Raw genomic sequence first — 22,193 nt, 5'->3', positions numbered from 1 at the left:
CCGGCCGGCCAGCGCCGCGCCGCACCGGGCGCAGAACGAAAAAAGCGAGGCACAGGCCTCGCTTTTTTGCGTCCGGACGATCCGGCTTGTCGTCATCGCATGCTGCTGACGAAAAAAAGGCGCCCGAAGGCGCCTTTTTCGATGCTGCGAAGCGGGTTACCCCGCCGTCACGCTTAGAAGCGGTGACGCAGACCAACCGTTGCTGCGGTTTGGTTGATCGACGAGCTCGGCAGGACCGAGTTGTCGCCGTTGTAGATCGATGCGCCGACGCCGTTCTTCGCTGCACGCTGGTACACAGCCTGTGCGTAGACGTCCGTGCGCTTCGACAGTGCGTAGTCAGCTTGCAGACCGAACTGGTTCCAGTGCGTGCTGCCGTTGTTGATCTTCGCGTTCGTGTACGTGTAAGCAGCACCCAGGCCGAGAGCCGGCGTCAGGTTGTACTTTGCGTTGACTTCGTAGTTGTCGGTGCGAACCGAGCCCAGGCTACCGACTGCATTGTTGTCGAGACGCGCTTGCGTCCATGCCGCGCCGACTTGTGCCGGACCGAATGCATAACCAGCAGCAGCACCGTACGTGCGGACGCGGCCTTGGCTAGCGATGCCACCGATCGCCGACGACGTTGCGCCGTTTGCGTTCGTACCGTCACCCAGGTTCGCTTGCGAGTATGCAGCAGCCAGCTTCAGACCTTGGAACTGGTATGCAGCACCCGCGCTGTACGCACGGTTGTTGCCGAAGTTCGTGTTGTTCGAGAACGAGTACGTGCCGCCGAATTGCAGGCCAGCGTAGTTCGCGCTCGTGAACTTGACCGTGTTGTTCTGTGCGACATCGCCGTTCGTGCTCAGACGGTCAAGGTTCAGCGGGTGCGCGAAGTACGTGCCGCCCCACGAGCCCGTTGCCGTCAGCGGCGCCAGGTAGTCTTGCGTTGCGTCGTATTGCTTACCCAGCGTGACCGTGCCGTACTGGCTCGACAGGCCGACGAAAGCTTGACGGTTGAACATGCCGCCGTTGCCGTTCGCGAACTTGCCGTTACCGATGTTGAAGCCGCTTTCCAACGTGAAGATTGCCTTCAGGCCGCCACCCAGGTCTTCCGAGCCACGCAGGCCGAAACGGCTCTGGTCAATGCCCGAACCCATCGACCAACGCGACTTGCCAGCTTGGCCCAGTGCCGGTTGGACGTTGCTTTGGTAGGTGATGCCTGCGTCCAGCACGCCGTACAGCGTGACGCTGCTTTGCGCGTGAGCGACGGTAGCGAACGATGCTGCAGCTGCTGCAACGATCAGAGTCTTGTTCATTCGTGGAGCTCCCTTCTAAAAAGAGGCAGGTCTCGCGACCTTGTTTCATAAACGGTCTCAACCGCCCGGGAACGCCATCGGTCCTGCTGGCCGCGCCCGGATAGTTGCCCGTTTGGGAACCGTGAGTTTAGGGGTGTACCCTAGGGGCGCGATCCGCAAATAAAGAAATAAGCTTTTCCAGAACTAGAAATAATGAAAGTGGGGCCGCGTTATAAGTATTTGTTTTGATGACTGTTTTTGACTTCTTGACGGCTGCTTTTTGGAGGCTTTCATCGCACCATTCTTTCATGTCATCGGCTTGACGGTTGCATAGAAACAACAAACGGGTTCGGGCAAACCCCATAAATCGGCAATTTTTACCCAATCCAACCTCGAATACCGGGTTACAGATCCCTAAAACGGGTCGGCCAGCGGATAAACATCCGGTCGGTCGGATACAGCTCACGTCACGCAGCTGCGCGGCAGGCACAAACGGCCCCGTGCGGCGGCAGCGGCCGGCCCGGCCACCAGCCGTGACATGCGGTAACAGGCTTGACCGCCTGCGTAACCCGGCCCGCCGACCGGCAGGCTAATGTAAGGCGAACCCGATTCAAGAACAGGACACGCCATGAACCGACGCTCGTTGTTGCGCGCCATCGGATTGACCGCCACCTTTGTCGGCACCGGCTGGCTCCGCGCGGCCTCGGCCCAGCCCGCGCCGCCGGTATACCGGCCGTCCGGCCCGCACCGCGTGCCCGGCGGGCCGCCTTATGCCGACCGCCCGGGCTTCGGGCCGCCGGCTGTCCGGCACGATCGCCGACCGCCGCCGCCACGGCCGCACGGCTATATATGGACGGATGGTTACTGGCGCTGGCAGCGCGGCCGCTATATATGGGTGTCCGGCCGCTGGGTCGCGCGGCGCCCCGGGCGTCGGTGGGTGCCCGGCTACTGGCGTCGCCAGGGGCAGGTGTGGGTCTATGTCGACGGTTCGTGGCGATAGGCGGTTGCCCGGCTCAGGCCCGTGACAGGCCCGGAGCCGGGCAACGCGTGCGAACCCGTGCCGTTCGACTCCGGAATCATGGTGCCCGGCAGGTACGCTTGCGACTGCTGCGCAGGTTGCCCCTCTCGGGAACGATCCCGACCAGCCAAACCGATGCCCAGGCGTTCAATCCGCCAACGTCCATAACAGACAAGCCTGCCGATCTCCGGCGCGTAATCGTGCATCAACCGGATTCCTCCCGGCCTCCGGGCTTGCGCATTGCACGCCACCCCACAGAAGACTGCATGTTTCGCTCGCGCGGATGCAAGGCCCGCGATTCGGACGTCGAGTCGCAAGCACATTGCCGCATTCGCAACGAACACGGCAACGTATCGTCAGGCTTTCCATTCTGACGAGTTCCTTCGGATAACGAAATCACGCGATGCCGATGCTGCGCATCGAGCCCCTCTCCATTTGCAACACACCGCCAATGGCCAGAATGGTGCGTGCCCCCCCTCAGCGCCCGCCGCCCTCCTGCTCCCGCGCCCGGCGGCGCGCGGCGCAGATCGCGCGATGATGCTCATCGGCCCACCGGATCATCGCCTGCATCGGCGTCAGGAACGAACGCCCGAGGTCGGTCAGCGCATATTCGACGCGCGGCGGCACTTCGGCAAACAGCGTGCGGCTGACGAAACCGTCCTGCTCGAGCCGCTTGAGCGTGCGCGACAGCATCTGGTTCGACACATCGCCGATCGCGCGGCCGAGTTCGTTGAAGCGCATCGTCCCTCCGGACAGCGCTTCGAGCACGAGCAGGCTCCACTGGTCGCCGAGGCGGTCGAGTACATCGCGGATCGGGCACGGCTGATCGAGTTCGACGGTTTCGTCGGCGGACGGGAACGGCATGACTGGATTCTCTTTCACGGGCAACGCACGGTCACCGCGGTGTGACCTGTTCACACCGCGGTGACTTCTTGTGACGGGTTCGCGGCAACTGTACCATTCGATCGGCCCGGAAGCCGCACGTACGAATTGGGCAGTTCAACGAAGCATGACGGCGCAGCCCGTCATCGCAATGTCGCCGGCCGTGACGGCACCGGATTCGCAACGCACCCTGCGTGTCGATACGGCATGCGTGCTCGCGGCCACGCCCCCATCGCCCGCCGATCGTCACGATCGGCACAACCCGCAGTCGCGCATCGCGCGCCAACCGACGAATCGCCAGACAAGGAAAACGCCACATGTCATCGCTCCGCTCCCCCGTTCGCGCCGTTGCCGCGCTCGTCCTGCTGGCCGCATCGGCGGCCGCACTCGCCGCCGGCCCGGCCACGCGCGACCTGGCCGCCGAGGAAGCCAACCGCCAGCTCGTGCTGACGTTCTACGACCGCTTCTTCAACAAGCACGAAGCAGTCGAAGCCGCTGCCGTCGTCGCGGACGACTACAAGCAGCACAACCCGCAAGTGCCGGACGGCAAGAAGCCGTTCGTGTCGTACTTCGTCGGCGCATTCCAGAAGAACCCGGCATCGCAGGCGCGCATCGTCCGCAGCGCGACCGGCGGCGATCTCGTTTACCTGCACGTGCACGCGACCGAGCATCCGGGCGATCGCGGCGAAGCGGTCGTCGACATCTTCCGCGTGAAGAACGGCAAGATCGTCGAACACTGGGACGTGATCCAGCCGGTGCCCGAAGCATCCGAGAACAAGAACACGATGTTCTGACGCGCGGGGCCGGTACGCGACGAAGCGCGCCGCCCGTTGACGGCCGATCCGGCCGCCGCACCGGCCAGACACGGCTGCCCCGCACCGGCGAACTCCCCTACAATCGAGCATCGCCGCCGCGCCGGCATCCGTCTCGCCTGACCGCACCGCCGGCCGCCGCCCCGCCAGCGCGCGGCCGCACGCGAAGTACGGCCGGCACAAGCGGCCGTTCGCGAAGACGGTGTCAACGATGAGCCCCGCCCACATTTCCCTGAGCAACGCCGGCGACCTGGTCGCCAGCCTCGGCAGTGCGCAGTTTCCCGCCCGGCTTTGGGCGTGGCTGCGCGAAACCGTCGACCCGCAGTCCCATTACAGCGTCGCGACGCGTTACCGGCGCGACGCGCCGTCGCAATCGGTCGACAGCGTCGACGTACTGTTCTTCGCCGGCGGCGACGATCCCGACGGCACGCGCCATGCACTCGATCTGTATACACAGGGCGACTGGCGCACCGACACGCTGCTTCCGCATATCGAGCGCGTCACCGATTCGCAGCTCGTGTTCTCGTGCAACGAGGAAATCGACACGGCGACCGAATACGGCCGCCAATTCGCGCTCGGCGAACTCGGCGAGGACTGCACGCTGCTCGGCAGCGAGCGCGACTATGTCTATGCGTTCTCGCTGTTCCGCCGGCGCGGCCAGCCGTCCTACACGCTGGCCGAACTGGCGCTCTTGCGGCAGCTCGGCGATTTCGTGCTGCCGCTCTTGATCCAGCATGCGCGGCTCGCACGCCTGACGCCACGTTCGGACGACGGCGCGCTGCTGCAGCGCTTCGAACAGCGGCTGTCGGCCAGCGGCGCGGCACTGTCGCAACGCGAACGGCTCGTGTGCCGCGCCGTGCTGCAAGGCCAGCCCGTCCCGCAGATCGCCGACACGCTCGCGCTCAAGCCGAGCAGCGTGCGCACCTATCTCGCGCGTGCGCTCGCGAAGCTCGGCGTCGCGAACCGGGCCGGGCTCTTCGCGTGGTGCGTGACCGAAGACGAAACACCGGATGACCGCGGTCGCTAGATGACGCCACCGCATCACCGCAGCAGCGCCCGCCCCCGCCGCCTTTGTCGCGCGTTGTCCTCAAAACGATGACAGACAGCCGGCTCTCCCGCTCCTAGTATCTGACTCACCCAACGCCAGGAACGCGTCGGATGCCACGGAGACACGGAATGCCGAATACCGGATGGACGCCGGCCCGCACGGCCGCGAGCGCGCCGCCCATCGCGTCGCCGATACGAACCGATCGGCGAACTCGGCATGACGCGCCGCCGGCGGCGCCCGGCCTTCGCCGCAACGCGTCGCCGCCTGTGCCACGCAGCACCGGCACGTAACGCCACACCCATTCCAACCCGACCGGGTACACGCGACCGGACGAGCCAGACGGCCCGCCCGCGGGACACGTGCGCCCGTCGATCAGCCCCCGATCCGGAGGAGACACATGCAACACGCCGATACCATCTATCTGAACGGCCTGCTTTACACGGGCGATGCGCAGCGCCGCTTCGCGCAGGCGCTCGCCACGAAGGACGGCAAGATCGTCGCCGTCGGCCGCGACGACGACATCCGCCCGCTGGCCGGCCCCGCGACACGGATGGTCGACCTGGCCGGCCGGCTGATGCTGCCGGGCCTCATCGACGGCCACGTGCACCCGCTCGAAGGCCACCAGATCCTCGGCGACTTCGACCTGTCCGGCATCAACGATCCCGACGCGATCGTGCAGCGCATCCGCGCGTGCGCCGAAGCGACGCCGAACGAACCGTGGGTCTATCTCGGTGGCGCCAACCTCGCCGCGTTCGGCGCGTATCCGACTCGCGAGCTGCTCGACCGGATCGTGCCCGACCGGCCGCTGCTCGTGGTCGGCTTCGACGTGCACAGCGGCTGCCTCAACACGAAGGGGCTCGAAGCGGCCGGCATCAAGGCCGATACGCCCGATCCGACCGGCGGCGTGTACGAGCGCGATGCGTCGGGCGCGCCGAACGGCGTCGTGCACGAAGCGGCGTTCTACCGGATCTGCCCGATCATTCCGCAACTGAGCCCGGCCGGCTACCCGAAGTCGCTCGCGAAGGCGCACTCGATGGCGCACGGTTTCGGCATCACGGGCTGGTTCGACGCGCGTGTCGAGGAGGCCGAACTCAAGGCCTACGCCGCCGCGCAGCGCGCCGGCACGCTCAAGGCCTACATGAGTGCGGGCCTCTATGCGAACCCGCGCCGCGATCCGCGCGAGCAGGTCGAGCGCTTCGTTGCATGGCGTCGCGAATACGAACGCGACAACCTGCGCCTGCATACGGTGAAGATCTTCGTCGACGGCGTACCCGAATCGAAAACCGCCGCACTGCTCGAACCGTACGCCGACACCGACGATTGCGGCCTCGCACTGTGGAGCCAGGATGCGCTGAACGAGATCTGCCTGCTCGCCGATACGGCCGGCTTCGACCTGCACTTCCATACGCTCGCCGACCGTGCGGTGCGCATGACGCTCGACGCGCTCGAACACGTGCAGCGCCGCAACGGGATGCGCGACCGGCGCGCGCAGCTCGCGCACCTGCAGCTCGTCGATCCGGCCGACATGAGCCGTTTCAACCGGCTCGGCGCGATCGCGAGCGTGCAGACGCTGTGGACGGCCGCACGCGAGGAGCAGCAACAGCTCTACCGCGATCTGCTCGGCGACGAGCGCGCCGCGCGCAATTACCCGTTCCGCAGCATGCGCAACGCGGGCGTGATGCTCGCGGCCGGTTCCGACTGGTCGGTCAGCACGATGGACCCGATGCAGATCATCCAGACAGGCGTCACGCACCTGCTGATCGACCAGCCCGACAGCCCGCCGTGGAATCCGCACGAACGCCTCGACCTGCTCACGATGCTCGAAGCCTATACGGTGAACACCGCATATGCGCTGCGCTTCGACGACTGCACGGGCTCGCTCGAAACGGGCAAGGACGCGAGCTTCGCGATCCTCGACCGCAATCCGTTCGCGCACCCGGTCGAGACCTTCGCGCAAACCCGCGTGATCGAGACGTGCTTCCGCGGCGAAGTCGTGTACGCCGCGCCGGGCTGGGCCGACTGAAGCACGGACCGGGCGGCCGTCAGGCGACGTCGAGCGCCAGCACCTGCCCGGTCGTCAGCACGTCGCCGAACGTGTCGGACAGCGCGGCCAGCGTCGCGCGATGGAGGTCGCGGTGCGGCACCGTGCCGCCGTCCGCGACGTCGAGATCGCGCGTCGCGCATGCGTCGTCGACGACGATCACCGCATAGCCGAGCGGCACGGCATCGCGTGCCGCGCCGGCGACACAGGCATGCGTCATCAGGCCCGTGACGATCAGCGTATCGATGCCGGCCGCCCTCAGGCGCACATCGATGTCCGTGGTCGGGAACACGCTCACCGACGTCTTCTTCACGACCGTGTGGTGCGGCGCCGGCTGCAGGTCCGCGTGAAAGCGGAAGCCATCGCTGCCGTCGGCAAAGATCGGGCTGTCGGCCGTATCGACGTGCTGGACATGAAACACCGGAATGCCCGCGCGATCGGCGAACGCGATCACGCGCTGCGCGTTGCCCAGCGCGCGCGACCCTTCCGGAATCGGCAGCCGACCGCTGAAATATTCATTCTGGAAATCGATCACCAGCAGCGCGGTGCGGGCGGCGACGATCGACGTCGGCGCCGTTGCGCCGGCCAGGGTACGGATGGTCGGATGTTGCATGGGTCACTCTCTCGGTTGGCACACTGAACGAAACGGCGCGCCGGGCCTGCCAGCGCCGCCGGACGCGGCCTGGGGCCTCCCCGGCCGCGAGACGCCAGTGTCGGGCCGCGCGGCTTTGCACGACAGCGGCCCGCGGGACAACGTCCGACAGGATCGGGCCAACGTGCGCGCGACCGCCTACGACAGCGCTGCCGCCCGCGCGCCCGGTCGCGTGCGCCCGTACGCGACCATCATCACGAAGCTGAGCAGGAAGCCCGCGCCGCCGATCAGCAGCAGGCCGGTCTCGCCGAACACGGGCAGCAGGTTCGTCAGCGCGCCCGTGACGACCCACGCGACGGCCATCACCGACCCCGCGACGCCGAGCGCCCAGCCCTGCCGGTCCTCGCTGACCGCGTCGGAGAACGCCGTATACATCGTCGTGTACGCGACCATGTCGAAGCACCCGACGACCATCGCGAGCGCCCACAACACGGGCTCGTGCGGGAACAGCGCGGACAGGACCTGGCCGACACCGGCGACGAGCAGGCCCGTCTTCGCGATGTCGATCACGCGCCACACGCGCAGCATCAGCCGCACGACGCACAGCAGGCCGAACACGAAGCAGATGCCGATCACGCCGCTGAACAGCCCGAGCTGCGCGCTCGTATAGCCGAATTTCGCCTGCAGCAGCAGCATGATGGTCTGCAGGTAGAGGCCATAACCGACCTGCATCAGGAAGAACACCACCGACAGGAACGCGACGTTGGGCTGGCGCGCGGCCTCCCGGATGATCCGCAGCGGCAGCAGCGGATCGATGCGCGTGTCGCCGCGCGGCGCGGCCGAGTCGCGATACGACGCCCAGGTCCAGCATGCGCAGATCAGCGACAGCGCCGCGACCAGCACGAACGGCGTGCCATAGTCGAACAGCGGCGAGATCGTCCGGTCGGACGTGACGCCGCCGAGTACGGGGCCGACGATCACGCCCGCGCTGAACGCGAGCGACATGATGCTCATGTTGACCGCCTTGTTCGCGGGTGTGCTCAGGTCGGTGATCGCCGCCTGCGCGATGCCCTGGCAGCCGGCCATCAGGCCGGTGAGCCCGCGCCCGGCCAGCAGCAGCGCGACGCTCGCGCGCCATGCGCCGGCCGCCATCATCGCGTAGCCGGCCGCGAGGCCGAGCACGCACAGCAGCAGGATCCTGCGGCGTCCGTAGCGATCGGACAGCTCGCCCATCAGCGACGAGCCGAAGAACATGCACAGCGGGTAGATCCCGTAGCCGAGACCGAGGTAGAAATTGCGCGCATGCGCGCCGGCGTCGGCCGGCAGGATGCCCGCGTGCGGATCGCTGAAGATCGCGGACATCATCGGATAGACGAGCCCGAACCCCATCGCATCGATCGCGATGGCGAGCAGGCAGGGGCCGAGCAGCTTGTAATCGAGCCGGGACATGGCGACCTTCCGGACAGAGTGGATGATCGCCCAAGCGTAATGATCGGGTGGCCGCCGCGGTAGGCCGCCGCCCGCGATGTTGACCATCGGCTGCGCCGACACCCTGCATGCCGCCCGCACCGATGGCTGGCCGGCGCGGGCGACGGACCGCCGGCCGCTACCTGGCGCTCAGCGGCTCGCCCTGGAACTGCCGGCGCGCGAGCACGCACGGCGCGCTGTCGTGCATGAACACGCTCGCGAGCAGCCCGAACGACGCCGCGAACAGCACGTACCACGCGGGCGCGACCGGCGACCCGCTCGCGTGCGTCAGCCACGTGACGATGAACGGCGCGAAGCCGCCGAAGACCATCACCGCGACGTTGTACGCGAGCGCGATGCCGGTCGAACGCGAGCGCGTCGCGAACTGTTCGGCGAGCGTGGTCGGCGCGGGGCCGTAGCAGATGCCGATGATCGTGCAGATCACGAGCTGCATCACCAGCAGGCGCCCGATGCCCGGCGCCGCGGCCAGCCACGAGAACAGCGGATAGGTGACCGTCAGCAGCGCCAGCGTGCCGGCGATCAGCACGGGCCGTCGACCGATGCGGTCGGACACGATCGCGGCGAACGGAATCGTCACCGTCAGCAGCGCGACCGCCGCCATCTGCACCTTGAATACCTGGTCGAGCGGCAGCCCGAAGGTCTTGTGCACGAACGTCGGCATGTTGACGAGCATCACGTAGAACACGGCCGTGCCGGTGATCGTCTGCCCCATCGACACCAGCACGCCGCGCAGGTTGTCGCGCAGCACGCGCGACACGCTCGCCGGCGGCTCGACGGTCGACTTGCTCGCGTCGAGGAACGCCTCGGTCTCCTCCATGTGCCGGCGGATCCACAGGCCGACCGGCCCGATCAGCAGCCCGAGCGCGAACGGCACGCGCCAGCCCCAGCTGTGCAGCGCGGCATCCGACAGCGACTGCGTGGCCCACGCGCCCATCGCCGCGCCCGAGAACACCGCGAGGCACTGGCCGATCAGTTGCCACGACCCGTACAGTCCGCGCCGGTTCGCGGGCGCGCTCTCGACGAGGAATGCGGTGGCGCTCGCATATTCGCCGCCCGTCGCGAAACCCTGCAGCAACCGCGCGACGACGATCAGGATCGGCGCCGCCGGGCCGATCGCCGCGTACGACGGCGCGAACGTGATCAGCGCGATCGACAGCGTCATTAGCAAGATGATGAGCTGCATCGCGGCCTTGCGGCCCTTGCGATCCGCATAGAGCCCGAGCAGGATGCCGCCCACCGGACGCATGAAGAAACCGACGCCGAACGTCGCGAGCGACATCAGCAGCGACGCGTACTGGCTCTCGGCGGGGAAGAACAGCCGCGCGATGATGCCGGAGAAGAACCCGTAAACGATGAAGTCGTACCACTCGAGGGTATTGCCGACGACAGCGGCAACCACCTGCCGATGCCGCGTGTTCCGACGTGAGTCGTGCATGCCTTTCTCCTGCAGTCCCATGGTGCCGCGCCGCATGCGTGCCGCCTTCCGTGGCAGGCATCGACGAATCGGCCGTTCGCATCGTCGACGGTTCGCGGCGGAACGACGAAACCTGTCGCCCCGCGCGCACGACCGGCGTGAAACGATCATAGGGACGCCGAAAACCCGCATCAATTAATGCCGGCGGTAGATGATTAGCCGGAGATTAAATGTTTGCCGAACCGGCCCCGCCGCGCGACAAACCCGGTGATTCGCGCATTGTTGCGGCCCGGGTTCTGCGGCAGAATCGTCGGCTGCCCCTCCCGTCGCCCGCATCATGCGCAACCGCATCAACGAAGAGATCACGTTCCGCAAGCTCGAGGTGCTCCTCGCGTTCATGGAAGCCGGCAGCCTCGCGAAGGCGGCCGAGGCCCTGGGCGTCAGCACGGTCAGCGTGCATCGCGCGCTGCATACGCTCGAGGAAGGGATGCACTGCGCGCTGTTCCGCCACGAGGGGCGCAACCTGATTCCGACCGAAGCCGCGCAAGTGCTCGCCGAAGTCGCGGGCGAAGTGCTGAAGACGATGACGGACGGGATCCGCGCGACGCGCGAGGCGGCCGGCTACGGCGCCGGCCAGTTGAAGATCGGTTCGCTCTACTCGCTGACGATCCGCACCGTGCCCGAAGTCGTGATCGCACTGAAGGCGCGGCGCCCCGAGCTGCAGGCCGAGCTCGTGCTCGGCTCGAACGCCGACCTGCTCGACAAGCTCAGGCAGGGCGCGATCGACGCGACGCTGATGGCGCTGCCCGAACCGGACGCCGAGATCGAGTCGATCGCGCTGTTCGAGGACGAGATGTTTTTCGCCGCGCCGATCGATTCGCCGTATGCGCCATGCGACGCGATCGATCTCGGCGCGTGTCGCGACGAGCCGTTCGTGTCGCTCGGCGAAGGCTTCGCGACACATCAAGGCTTCACGGAGGCGTTCCGTGCTGCCGGCGTCACGCCGAACGTCGTGATGCGGGTGGGCGACATCTTCTCGCTGATCAACCTCGTGTCGGGCGGCGTCGGCTGCTCGCTGCTGCCCGGCCGCGTGCGCGACCTGTTCGCGCACAAGATCGCGCTGGTGCCGCTCGCCGGCCCCACGATCCGCCAGACGATCGGCCTGAGCTTCCTGCACCGGCGCGAACGCGACCCGAACCTGCTCGCGCTCGCGACCGTGTGCCGGCTGACGGTCAAGGGGCCGAACGCGCGGTGATGCGCGGATCGGTCTGTATCACTCGGCGTCCGCCATTTTCCTTCCGTCTCACGGATCCACATCCGCTTCGTCGCAACACCGCGTAACGCGGCCGTGAAAACCGCGGTTCCCCGCGATGCAAACAACGCGTGCTAGTCCGTTCGGACGGCACGAAACGCGCGCTTTGTTGCGATCATGGCCGTCCGACGCCGACGATCCCGGCGTGCGCGTCGAAGTCATCGAAGGCACCGGCATGCGGGACATGATCGCGCACGGCATTGCCGAAGCGCGCGCCTGGGACGGCACCGATCCGGTTCGCATCATCGACGCGGCGGCCGCCTCCACGTGAGCGAGCCCGCGCGCGTCCCCTCTCACTCACCGGAGCAAGCAGCATGAAACGACTCGAAGGCAAGGTAGCGCTGATCACGGGCGGTGCGCGCGGCCAGGGCGAAGCGGAAGCGCGCCGGTTCGTCGCCGAAGGCGCACGCGTGGTGATCGCCGACGTACTGGACGAAGCCGGCCAGCGCGTCGCGGCCGAACTCGGCGACGCCGCGCGATTCCAGCATCTCGACGTGACGAACGAAGGCGACTGGCAGGCGGCCGTTCAAGCGACGCTCGCGCATTTCGGCCGGCTGGACATCCTCGTGAACAACGCGGCGATCCTGAAACTCGTGCCGATCGAATCGTGTTCGCTCGACGACTATCGCAAGGTGATCGAAGTCAACCAGGTCGGCTGCTGGCTCGGCATGAAGTCGGCGCTTGCCGCGCTGAAGGATGCGGGCGGCGGCTCGATCGTCAACGTGTCGTCGACGGCCGGGATGGAAGGCGTCGCGGGCGGCAGCGCGTACGTATCGAGCAAGTTCGCGGTACGTGGGATGACGAAGGCCGCCGCGCTCGAATTCGGCCGCCACGGCATTCGCGTGAACTCGGTGCATCCGGGCGGCATCGATACGGTGATGGCACGCCCGCCCGAGTTCGCGGACTTCGATCCGTCGTCCATCTACAGCGGCTTGCCGATCGCGCGCATCGGCAAGCCTGACGAAGTGGCCAGCCTCGTGCTGTTCCTCGCGTCCGACGAATCCGCGTATTGCACGGGATCGGAATTCATCGTCGACGGCGGGATGCTCGCGGGCAGCACGTTCCACTGACACCCCGCTCCTGCCGGCAACGCAAACGGAAACGACTACGCCGCCGGCGGTTATGCCCGCACGGCGGCGTTATCGTGCCGAAGCCCGGCGCAACGCGCCTCTGACTCAGTATCCCTTCGGCTGGATCGCCGGTGCGCCGACGCCGCGCGCCGCGTGCTTGCCGCCGCGCACGAAACGGCGCCCATGCGGACCGTACACGCCGTCCGGTTCCGGATACAGCGTCAGCAGCACGAAGTACAGCACCCCGCCGACCGCCAGCGACAGCGGCACGCTCAGGTCGAGCCCGCCCGCGAGGTTGCCGAGCGGCCCGACGAACTGGCCCGGCAGGTTCACGAACGACAGCCCGACGAACGCGGCCGGCAGCCATGCGCCCATCGCGCGCACGTTCCAGCCATGCGTGAACCAGTAGTGGCCGCCGCGCAGCCCGCGGTTGAACACCTGCAGGTCGTCGCCGAGATAGTAGCCGCGGCGCGTCACGTAGCCGATCACCATGATCGCCATCCACGGGCAGCTGAACGTGTCGATCAGCGTCGAGAACGTCGCGACGCTTTCGACGAGGTTGAACCAGAAACGGCCGACGAAAATGAACGCGATCGCGATCGTGCCGATCAGCAGCGTCGCACGCACGCGGTTCAGGAAGCGCGGGAACATGCTCGATACGTCGAGCCCCGTGCCGTACAGCGCGGTCGTGCCGGTCGACATCCCGCCGATGATCGCGATCAGGCACATCGGCAGCAGGAACCAGCGCGGCGAGATCGCGAGCAGCCCGCCGACGTAGTCGTTCGACGCGATGAACGCGGGCGCCTTCGACGCGATGATCGTCGCGGTCGCTAGGCCGAAGAAGAACGGTACGAAGGTCGCGATCTGCGCGGCGAATACGGCGCCCATCACGCGATGCTTCGGCGTGTGCTGCGGGATGTAGCGCGCCCAGTCGCCGAGCGTCGATGCGAACGACACCGGGTTGCTCAGCGCAACCAGCACCGCGCCGACGAACGCGGCCCAGAAACCTGCGCTGCCCTGCTGCAGCGTGCCGGCGTAGTTCATGTCGAACAGGCCGGCGAACGCGAACAGGCCCGCGACGAACAGCACGCTCGCCGCCCACACGGCGATCTTGTTGACCCACAGCATGAAGCGGAAGCCGTAGATGCAGACGATCAGCACGAGCACCGCGAACACCATGTACGCCGCGCCGAGCGTGAAGCCGTTGACGGGCACGCCGACCATGTCGTGCGCGCCGCCGACGAGCGCGTCGCCCGAGCTCCACACCGCGAGCGAGAAAAACGCGATCGACGTGAGCAGCGCCAGGAACGAGCCGACGATCCGGCCGTGGATGCCGAAATGCGCGCCGGACGACACGGGGTCGCTCGTGCCGTTGCGCGGGCCGAACAGGCTCATCGGCGCGAGGATGCAGGTGCCGGCCAGCACGCCGAGCACGATCGCGGCGACGCCCGCCTTGAACGACAGCCCGACCAGCACGGGAAAGCTGCCGAGCACCGATGTGGAAAATGTATTGCAGCCGCCGAACAGCAACCGGAACAGATCGATCGGCCGCGCATAGCGCGATGCATCGGGAATGCGCTCGAAACCGAACGACTCGACCTGCGTAATCCTGCCTTCACCCATTTGTCTCCAACTCCTCTGGTGCATCTGTACGGCCCCGGGGCTGCGGCCATACGACACATCGTCTTCGATTCACGGCCACTCTAAACCGGATCGAGCGGCGCAAATATCACGCATTCGAGACGTTTACGACGAAGGAGAACAATGTTTCCCGGCGGGCGAGCGGCCGGCTCCCGCGCCGCCCGTGCGGCACGGGCGATGCATCGTCAGTGCGCCGGCGCTGCGGCCGGCGCGAGGCATGCGGCCAGGCCTCGCTGAACGGCCGGCCGCGCGGCGATGTCGGCGAGCCAGCGCTCGACGTGCGGGTAGTCGGCAACATCGAGATCGAGCTCGTCTGCCGAGCGCAGCCACGGAAACGCGGCGATATCGGCGATCGAGTATCGCGACGATGCGAGATACGCCGATTCCGACAATCGGCCGTTTACGACCCCATAGAGACGCCGTGCTTCGTTCCGATAGCGGTCGATCGCTTCCGCATTGACCGTCTTCGATGCATGCAGGAACCACCAGAGCTGGCCGAGCATCGGCCCGATCCCGCCGATCTGGAAATGCAGCCATTGCTGGACAGCAGTGCGCTCGGCCAGCGTTTCGGGATGCAGGCAGCCCGTCTTCGCGGCGAGATAGCCGAGGATCGCGCCGGATTCGAACACGGCCAGCCCGGTGTCGTGGTCGACGATGGCCGGAATCTTGCCGTTCGGGTTGATCGCGAGAAACGCCGGGCTGCGCTGCTCGCCGGCGGACAGGTTCACGTGCACGAGGTCGTGCGCGAGCCCCGCCTCTTCCAGATAGATCGCGATCTTTTGGCCGTTCGGCGTGTCGGCCGTATAGAACGTGAGGGAGTGCGTCGAGGTCATGTCGGGTCCTTGTCATTCGGTTAGCGTTGCAACTGCAATCGTTGCAATTGCAATCCTATGCCGGGACCGATGGCTTCGGCAACATGCCAATACTCGAAGGAGGGATATGCAGATTGCGCGATCCGGGCGGGCCGAGCAGCGCAGGCGATGCGTCGGCAGGTGCGCGACCGACGTGCGTGCCGGCCGCCGCTACCTGGCGTCGGCCGCCGCTTCGCGCGCCGCGGCGGTCACCCGATCGAGCGCAGCGGTCAACGCCGCCTGATCCTTGCCGGAGAACTGGCCGAGAAAGAGTTCCGCGACCGTCGACTGGTACACCTTCCACATCTTCTTGCGCAGCGCCCGCCCCTTGTCGGTAATGCTCGCAAAAGCGGCGCGGCCGTCGTCGGCCGAACGGGCACGCGTGACGAGCCCCTCCTGCTCGAGCCGGTCGACGAGCCGCGTGAGGTTGTAGCGCTCGATCGCGAGCACGTCGGCCAGTTCGTGCATCCGGCGCGTGCCGTCGGGCCCGCTTTCGAGCCCCCACAACGCGTCGTACCACGCATACGCGGGCAGGCCGGCATCCGCGAGGCGGCGTTCGATCTCGCGAATCATCGTCCGGTGCGCGCGGACGAACGAGAACCACAGATCGGGTTCGGGTGCGCTCATGTCAGGTCGTTCCTTTCGTTTAATTGCAGTTGCAATTAAATTTTACCTCGATACGATTTCCCTCCACGTCGTTGCAATTGCAGTCGCATGCACACCCATCGGCGGGCAGATCCGCGCGGTCGTCGACGACGGCGCGCGGCAGGCACATCCGCTTCGGCCTGCCGCACCACCGTGCCCGTGCTACTGCCCCGACTGCGCGAGCGGGCCTTGCGCATGCTGCGCCGTTCCCGACGGCCAGCCGCCCGCGAGCGCCTTGTACAGCGCGACCGTCGATGCCGCGCTGCGCGTTCGCGCGTCGGCCGCCGCATCCTGCGCCTGCAGCAGCGTCCGTTGCGCGTCGAGCACTTCGTAGTAGTCGATCGCGCCCGCCGAGAAGCGCGTCTGCGCGAGCTGCGCGGCACGCGCGCTGTCGTCCGCCGCACGCACGAGATGGGTCGTCTCGTCACGCGTACGCGCAACACGCAGCAGCGCGTTCTCCGTTTCCTCCAGCGCACCGAGCACGGTCTGCCGATACTGCGCGAGCTGGCCGGCCGCTTCCGCGTCGCTCGCGGCGATCCGTGCGCGCACGCGGCCGACGTCGAGGAACGACCAGTCGATGCCGAGCGCGATCAGGTTCGTGTCGCTGCCCGCGCGAAAGAACCCGTAGCTGCTCGTCGCGCTGCCGAGCAACCCCGACAGCGTGAAGCGCGGAAACAGGTCGGCCGTCGCGACGCCGACACGTGCGGTCGCCGCATGCAGCCGCGCCTCGGCGGCCGCGACATCGGGACGCCGGCGCAGCAGGTCGCCCGGCGTGCCGGGATCGAGATCGGCGGCAAGCGCCGGCAGCGGCACGGGCGTGCCCGCCGACGCGACTGCCTTCGGGAGATCGAACCGGCCGATCAGCACATCCGGCGTCTGCCCGGTCAGCACCGCGAGCCGGTGTTCGTCGACGCCAATCGCGGCTTCGTACACGGCAATCCGCGACGTCGTCGATTCGTACTGCGCCCGCGCACGCGCCGCATCGAGTTCGGAGCCGCGCCCCGCACCGACGCGCGCATTGATCAGCGCGAGCGTCTGCTTCTGGTTGTCGGCGTTGTCGCGCGCAATCCGCAACCGCTCCTGCGAGCCGCGCAGATCGACGTACGTGCTCGCGACCTCGCCGGCGATCGCGACGCGCACCGCGCGCACGTCCGCGGCGCTCGCGGCCGTTTCCGCGCGCTGCGACTCGATCGAGCGGCGCACCCGGCCGAACAGGTCGAGCTCCCACGCGGCATTGATCCCGATGCTGGAGATCGCCGTATCGCGCTGGCTGCGCGGCGCGCCGAACGCCTGGTCCTTGCTCATCAGCTGATGACCGATCTGGCCGCTCGCGGTGATCGTCGGATAGCGGTCGAACGTCGCCTGCGACAGCAGCGCGTTCGACGCGTCGTAGCGCGACACGGCGACCTGCAGGTCCTGGTTCGCCGCGAGCGCCGTGTCGATCAGCCGCGTCAGCGCCGGATCGCCGAAGCCGCGCCAGAACGCGGCATCGGCATCGGCCGACGCGTCGGGCGGTGTATCGGACGGTGTATCGGACGGCAATGCATCGCGCTGCGTGGCCGGCGACGCGTCGCGCGCGAACCGCGCGGCAGTGGCCGTGTCAGGCCTTTTGAAATCGGGGCCGACCGCGCACGCGGCCAGCGTCACCGACATCGCGAGCGCGGAAAGACGGAAAGCGGCGCTCATCGGTTTTCTCCTTCAAGGGTGCCGTGCTGTTCGCTCCAGACGGCCGGCGTACCGCCCGCGAGCTTGCGGATCGCGACATAGAACACGGGTGTCAGGAACAGCCCGAACAGCGTGACGCCCAGCATCCCCGCGAACACGGTGACGCCGGTGGCCGCGCGCACTTCGCTGCCCGCGCCGCCGCCGATCAGCAACGGCACCGAACCGGCGATAAACGCGACCGACGTCATCACGATCGGGCGCAGCCGCAGCTTGCATGCCTCAAGCGCCGCCTCGATCATGCCCTTGCCCTGGATTTCGAGCTCGCGCGCGAACTCGACGATCAGGATCGCGTTCTTGCACGCGAGCCCCATCAGCACGACGAGACCGACCTGCACGAACACGTTGTTGTCGCCACCCGACAGCCACACGCCGAACAGCGCCGCGCACATGCAAACCGGCACGATCAGGATCACCGCGAGCGGCAACGTCCAGCTTTCGTACAGCGATGCAAGCACGAGGAACACGAGCATCACCGCGAGCGGGAACACGACGAGCGCCGCGTTGCTCTGCGTGACCTGCTGGTAGCTGAGGTCGGTCCATTCGAGCGTGATGCCGGGCGGCAGCACCTCCTTCGCGATCTGCTGGAGCTTCGCAATCGCCTGCGACGACGACATCGCTTTCGGATCGGCGTCGCCGATCAGGTCGGCGGCCGGATAGCCGTTGTAGCGGACGACCGGGTCGGGCCCGTACGCGGGCCCCACCGTCACCATCGAGCCGATCGGCACCATCTCGCCCTTCGCGTTGCGCGTGCGCAGGTTCGCGATGTCCGCGGCCGTCTGCCGGTGACCGGCATCGGCCTGCGCCATCACGCGGTACACGCGGCCGAACACGTTGAAGTCGTTCACGTACATCGAGCCGAGATAGACCTGCAGCGTGTTGAACAGGTCGGTCAGCGCGACGCCCTGCGCCTTCGCCTTCAGCCGGTCGACCTTCACCTCGAGCTGCGGGATGTTCGCCTGGTACGAGCTGACGGGGTAGCTCATCCCCGGCGTCTTCGCGACCGCCGCCTGGAACGCGGTGAGCGCATTCTGCAATGCGCCGTAGCCGAGCCCGCCGCGATCCTCCAGGTACAGCGAGTAGCCCGAGCCGTTGCCGAGGCCCTGGATCGGCGGCGGCATCAGCGCATAGGTGATGCCGCCGCCGATGGCCGCGAAGCGCGCGTTCAGGTCCGCGTTGATCTGCGCGGCGCTGCGGTGACGCTGGTCGAACGGCTTCAGGATCACGTACGAGTTCGTGATGTTCGGCGTGTTCACGCCCTGCAGCGCATTCAGCCCCGCAAACGCCGGCACCATCTCGACGCCGTCGGTGCCGAGCGCGATCTTCGTCATCTGCTCGGTCACCGCGCTGGTGCGCGAAAGCGACGCGCCTTCCGGCAGCTTCGCGCCCGCGAACAGGTACAGCTTGTCCTGCACGGGGATGAAGCCGCCCGGCACCGCGTTGAACAGCAGCGCGGTCGCCGCGAGCAGCGCCGCATAGACCGCGAACACCGCGCCGCGCCGCTTCAGCGTGCGCGCGACGACCCCGTGATAACGGTCGGAGCTGCGTTCGAAGAAACGGTTGAACGGATGGAACAGCCAGCCGAACGCGCGGTCGAGCGCGCGCGTAAGCGCATCCTTCGGCGCGCCGTGCGGGCGCAGCAGCTTCGCGGCGAGCGCGGGCGACAGCGTCAGCGAGTTGATCGCGGAGATCACCGTCGAGATCGCGATCGTCACCGCGAACTGCCTGTAGAACTGGCCCGTGACGCCCGACATGAACGCCATCGGCACGAACACCGCGCACAGCACCAGTGCGATCGCGACGATCGGCCCCGACACCTCGCGCATCGCCTGGTGCGCGGCATCGCGCGGGCTCAGCCCCTGCGCGATGTTGCGCTCGACGTTCTCGACGACGACGATCGCGTCGTCGACGACGATCCCGATCGCGAGCACGAGCCCGAACAGCGTCAGCGTGTTGATCGAGTAGCCGAGCAGATGGAGAAACGCGAACGTGCCGACCACCGATACCGGCACCGCGACGAGCGGAATGATCGACGCGCGCCAGGTCTGCAGGAACAGGATCACGACGAGCACGACCAGCACGACGGCCTCGATCAGCGTGTGCTGCACCGCGCGGATCGATTCGCGCACGAATACGGTCGGGTCCCACACGGGGCGATATGCGACGCCGGGCGGGAACCGCTTCGACAGTTCGTCGAGCTTCGCATACACGGCCTTCGCGACGTCGAGCGCGTTCGCGCCCGGCGACAGGAAGATGCCGACCACGGCCGAATGCCTGTCGTTGAAATACGAACGCAGCGTGTAGTCGCCCGCGCCGAGCTCGATGCGCGCGACGTCGGACAGCTTCACGACCTGGCCGTCGTCGCCGTTGCGCAGCACGATGTCGCTGAATTCCTGCACCGTGCGCAGGCGGCCGCGCACGTTGATCGACACGAGGAAGTCGTTCGCCTTCGGCGACGGCTCCGCGCCGAGCTGGCCGGCCGACACCTGCACGTTCTGCTCGCGCACGGCCGCGATCACGTCGCTCGCGGTCAGCCCGCGCGACGCGAGCCGGTTCGGGTCGAGCCACAGCCGCATCGCGTAGTCGCCCGAGCCGTACACGCCGACGTCGCCGATGCCGGTGAGCCGCGACAACTCGTCCTTCACGTTCAGCGTCAGGTAGTTGCGCAGATACAGCGAATCGCGGCTGTTGTCCGGCGAGTAGAGGCTCACGTACATCAGCGGTGTCGGCGACTGCTTCTGCGTGGTCACGCCGTACTGGCGCACCTCGTCGGGCAGGCGCGACAGCGCCTGGCTCACGCGGTTCTGCACGCGCACGGCCGCCGTGTCGGGATCGACGCCCTGCAGGAACGTGACGACGACCTGCAGGCTGCCGTCCGACCCGGCGACCGACTTCATGTACATGATGCCTTCGACGCCGTTGATCGCCTCTTCCAGCGGTTCGGCGACCGATTCGGCGATTTCCTTCGGGTTCGCGCCCGGGTACGTCGCACGCACGACGACGCTCGGCGGCACGACTTCCGGATATTCGCCGGCCGGCAGCATCGGAATCGAGATCAGGCCGATCGCAAAGATGACGATCGACAGTACGACCGCGAAGATCGGCCGGTCGATGAAGAATCGGGAGAAATCCATCACATGTCTCCCGTCATTGCGCGGCCGGCGCGCCGGCATCGGCCACCGCCTGCGTGCCGCCGCCCATGCCGCTGCCATTGCCGTTGCCGGCACCGGCGTCGGCACGTACGGGCAACGCCTTCGGCTTCACCTGCGCGCCCGGATAGTAGATCCGCTGCACGCCGTCGACCACCACGCGATCGCCCGCCAGCAGCCCCTTCTCGACGATCCGCTCGCCCTGGAGTTCACGGCCGATCGTCACGTCGCGCCGCAGCGCCTTGTCGCCGGGGCCGATCACGTACACGTACTTGCGGTCCTGGTCGGTGAGCACAGCCTTGTCGTCGACGAGCAGCGCATCCTGGTCGCGGCCGCTGACGAGCTGCACGCGTGCATACAGCCCCGGCGTGAACGTGTGGTCCGCGTTCGCCAGCCGCACACGCGCGCGGATCGTGCCGGTTTGCGGGTCGAGCCGGTTGTCGAGGAAATCGACGGTGCCTGCATGCGGGAAGCCCGTCTCGTTCGCGAGGCCCACGCGCACCGGATCGGCGCCGATCGCACGATGCTTCGGATCGGCGCGACGCGCGTTGTAGCGCAGGTAGCTCTGCTCGTCGCAGTCGAAATACACGTAGACAGGATCCTGCGACACGACGGTCGTCAGCAGCGTGTCGTCCGCGCGCGCGAGATTGCCGACGGTCGCGACCGCACGGCCGACGCGGCCCGCGATCGGTGCGCGCACTCCGGTGAAGCCGAGGTTGAGCTTTGCGTCGGCAACGGCCGCGTCGGCCGCCTGCAGGTCCGCACGCGCCTGCTCGGCGGTGGCTCGGGCGTTGTCGAGCTCTTCCTGCGACGTCGCATGCGCATCGATCAGCGTCTGCACGCGCTTGAGCTGCACATTCGCGAGGCTCGCAGCCGCGCGGGCCCGCTGCTGCTGCGCATTCGCGCGGTCGAGCGCGATCCGGTACGGGCGCGGGTCGATCTCGAACAACAGCGTGCCCTGCGCGACGAGGTCGCCCTCCTTGTACGCGACGCGCTGCAGATAGCCGCTCACGCGCGGCCGCAATTCGACCGCGTCGACCGCTTCGACGCGTCCGTTGAATTCGTCGGCAAGGCGGACCGTGCGCGGCGCGACGGTTGCCACGCCGACTTCGGGAAGGGGATGGGCTGACGCTGCGCCTTTGCCGTCGTGACAGCCCGACAACGCCAGCAGCAGTGCGCAGGCGGCGCCCAAAGGCGACGTCCTGCGTAGGGATAAGGAAAACATGATGCCTCGCGA

The 22,193-nt window shown here is 67.4% G+C and carries 18 protein-coding genes; 7 read left to right on the top strand and 11 right to left on the bottom strand.

Annotation, left to right across the window (positions count from 1 at the left end; all coding sequences use genetic code 11):
* Positions 1-173 precede the first annotated feature (173 nt).
* Positions 174-1,292, bottom strand: a complete 1,119-nt coding sequence (locus ABD05_RS26100) for a porin (RefSeq protein ID WP_047902885.1) — start codon at positions 1,290-1,292, stop codon at positions 174-176.
* Positions 1,293-1,899: 607 nt separating this feature from the next.
* Here ABD05_RS26100 and ABD05_RS36725 point away from each other — a divergent pair.
* Positions 1,900-2,271, top strand: a complete 372-nt coding sequence (locus ABD05_RS36725) for a YXWGXW repeat-containing protein (protein WP_082146223.1) — start codon at positions 1,900-1,902, stop codon at positions 2,269-2,271.
* 495 nt (positions 2,272-2,766) lie between these two features.
* Here the strand turns inward: ABD05_RS36725 and ABD05_RS26095 are convergent, their stop codons facing one another.
* Positions 2,767-3,153, bottom strand: coding sequence for a winged helix-turn-helix transcriptional regulator (locus ABD05_RS26095; protein ID WP_047902884.1), 387 nt, complete (start codon positions 3,151-3,153; stop codon positions 2,767-2,769).
* A gap of 335 nt (positions 3,154-3,488) precedes the next feature.
* On the opposite strand from ABD05_RS26095, the gene ABD05_RS26090 reads away from it, so the two are divergent.
* From ABD05_RS26090 to ABD05_RS26080, 3 genes are all read left to right on the top strand, one after another.
* Positions 3,489-3,965: a nuclear transport factor 2 family protein gene (locus ABD05_RS26090; protein ID WP_047902883.1), complete on the top strand. Its 477-nt coding sequence runs from the start codon at positions 3,489-3,491 to the stop codon at positions 3,963-3,965.
* Between the two features lie 229 nt (positions 3,966-4,194).
* The gene (locus tag ABD05_RS26085; protein ID WP_175804779.1) at positions 4,195-5,010 is read left to right on the top strand and encodes a helix-turn-helix transcriptional regulator; all 816 of its coding nucleotides are present in this window, start codon (positions 4,195-4,197) and stop codon (positions 5,008-5,010) included.
* Between the two features lie 418 nt (positions 5,011-5,428).
* Complete coding sequence (locus ABD05_RS26080; protein ID WP_047902881.1) at positions 5,429-7,054, top strand: amidohydrolase; 1,626 nt, start codon at positions 5,429-5,431, stop codon at positions 7,052-7,054.
* Between the two features lie 19 nt (positions 7,055-7,073).
* On the opposite strand, the gene ABD05_RS26075 is transcribed toward ABD05_RS26080, so the two are convergent.
* The 3 genes from ABD05_RS26075 to ABD05_RS26065 form a co-directional block, all read right to left on the bottom strand.
* On the bottom strand, positions 7,074-7,685 hold the full coding sequence (locus ABD05_RS26075; RefSeq protein ID WP_047902880.1) for a cysteine hydrolase family protein: 612 nt from the start codon (positions 7,683-7,685) through the stop codon (positions 7,074-7,076).
* 177 nt (positions 7,686-7,862) lie between these two features.
* Positions 7,863-9,113, bottom strand: coding sequence for an MFS transporter (locus ABD05_RS26070; protein WP_047902879.1), 1,251 nt, complete (start codon positions 9,111-9,113; stop codon positions 7,863-7,865).
* 157 nt (positions 9,114-9,270) lie between these two features.
* The gene (locus tag ABD05_RS26065; protein WP_047903813.1) at positions 9,271-10,587 is read right to left on the bottom strand and encodes an MFS transporter; all 1,317 of its coding nucleotides are present in this window, start codon (positions 10,585-10,587) and stop codon (positions 9,271-9,273) included.
* Between the two features lie 316 nt (positions 10,588-10,903).
* On the opposite strand from ABD05_RS26065, the gene ABD05_RS26060 reads away from it, so the two are divergent.
* The 3 genes from ABD05_RS26060 to ABD05_RS26055 all read left to right on the top strand — a co-directional run bounded on the left by ABD05_RS26060 (position 10,904) and on the right by ABD05_RS26055 (position 12,948).
* On the top strand, positions 10,904-11,821 hold the full coding sequence (locus tag ABD05_RS26060) for a LysR family transcriptional regulator (RefSeq protein WP_047902878.1): 918 nt from the start codon (positions 10,904-10,906) through the stop codon (positions 11,819-11,821).
* A gap of 202 nt (positions 11,822-12,023) precedes the next feature.
* On the top strand, positions 12,024-12,149 hold the full coding sequence (locus ABD05_RS39320) for a hypothetical protein (RefSeq protein WP_261309879.1): 126 nt from the start codon (positions 12,024-12,026) through the stop codon (positions 12,147-12,149).
* A gap of 43 nt (positions 12,150-12,192) precedes the next feature.
* Positions 12,193-12,948 carry a glucose 1-dehydrogenase gene (locus tag ABD05_RS26055; protein ID WP_047902877.1) on the top strand — a complete coding sequence of 252 codons (756 nt, stop codon included), beginning with the start codon at positions 12,193-12,195 and terminating at the stop codon, positions 12,946-12,948.
* A 105-nt stretch (positions 12,949-13,053) separates the two neighbouring features.
* Here ABD05_RS26055 and ABD05_RS26050 read toward each other — a convergent pair whose 3' ends face one another.
* The 6 genes from ABD05_RS26050 to ABD05_RS26025 form a co-directional block, all read right to left on the bottom strand.
* Complete coding sequence (locus tag ABD05_RS26050; RefSeq protein WP_238594126.1) at positions 13,054-14,571, bottom strand: purine-cytosine permease family protein; 1,518 nt, start codon at positions 14,569-14,571, stop codon at positions 13,054-13,056.
* A gap of 203 nt (positions 14,572-14,774) precedes the next feature.
* Entirely contained in the window at positions 14,775-15,422 is a 648-nt protein-coding gene (locus tag ABD05_RS26045; protein WP_047902875.1) for a glutathione S-transferase family protein, read from the bottom strand.
* A 189-nt stretch (positions 15,423-15,611) separates the two neighbouring features.
* Positions 15,612-16,067 (bottom strand): MarR family winged helix-turn-helix transcriptional regulator, encoded by a 456-nt coding sequence (locus ABD05_RS26040; protein ID WP_047902874.1) that lies wholly within the window; start codon positions 16,065-16,067, stop codon positions 15,612-15,614.
* A gap of 180 nt (positions 16,068-16,247) precedes the next feature.
* A complete protein-coding gene (locus ABD05_RS26035; RefSeq protein WP_047902873.1) occupies positions 16,248-17,771 on the bottom strand; it encodes an efflux transporter outer membrane subunit in 1,524 nt (507 codons plus the stop codon).
* Positions 17,768-20,941, bottom strand: a complete 3,174-nt coding sequence (locus ABD05_RS26030) for an efflux RND transporter permease subunit (RefSeq protein WP_047902872.1) — start codon at positions 20,939-20,941, stop codon at positions 17,768-17,770. The genes ABD05_RS26035 and ABD05_RS26030 overlap by 4 nt, the downstream gene beginning before the upstream one ends.
* Before the next feature lie 13 nt (positions 20,942-20,954).
* Positions 20,955-22,181: an efflux RND transporter periplasmic adaptor subunit gene (locus ABD05_RS26025; protein WP_047902871.1), complete on the bottom strand. Its 1,227-nt coding sequence runs from the start codon at positions 22,179-22,181 to the stop codon at positions 20,955-20,957.
* Positions 22,182-22,193 lie beyond the last annotated feature (12 nt).

This window comes from Burkholderia pyrrocinia, from assembly GCF_001028665.1.
Taxonomy (GTDB): domain Bacteria; phylum Pseudomonadota; class Gammaproteobacteria; order Burkholderiales; family Burkholderiaceae; genus Burkholderia; species Burkholderia pyrrocinia.
This window is presented reverse-complemented; position numbering and strand designations above follow the sequence as displayed.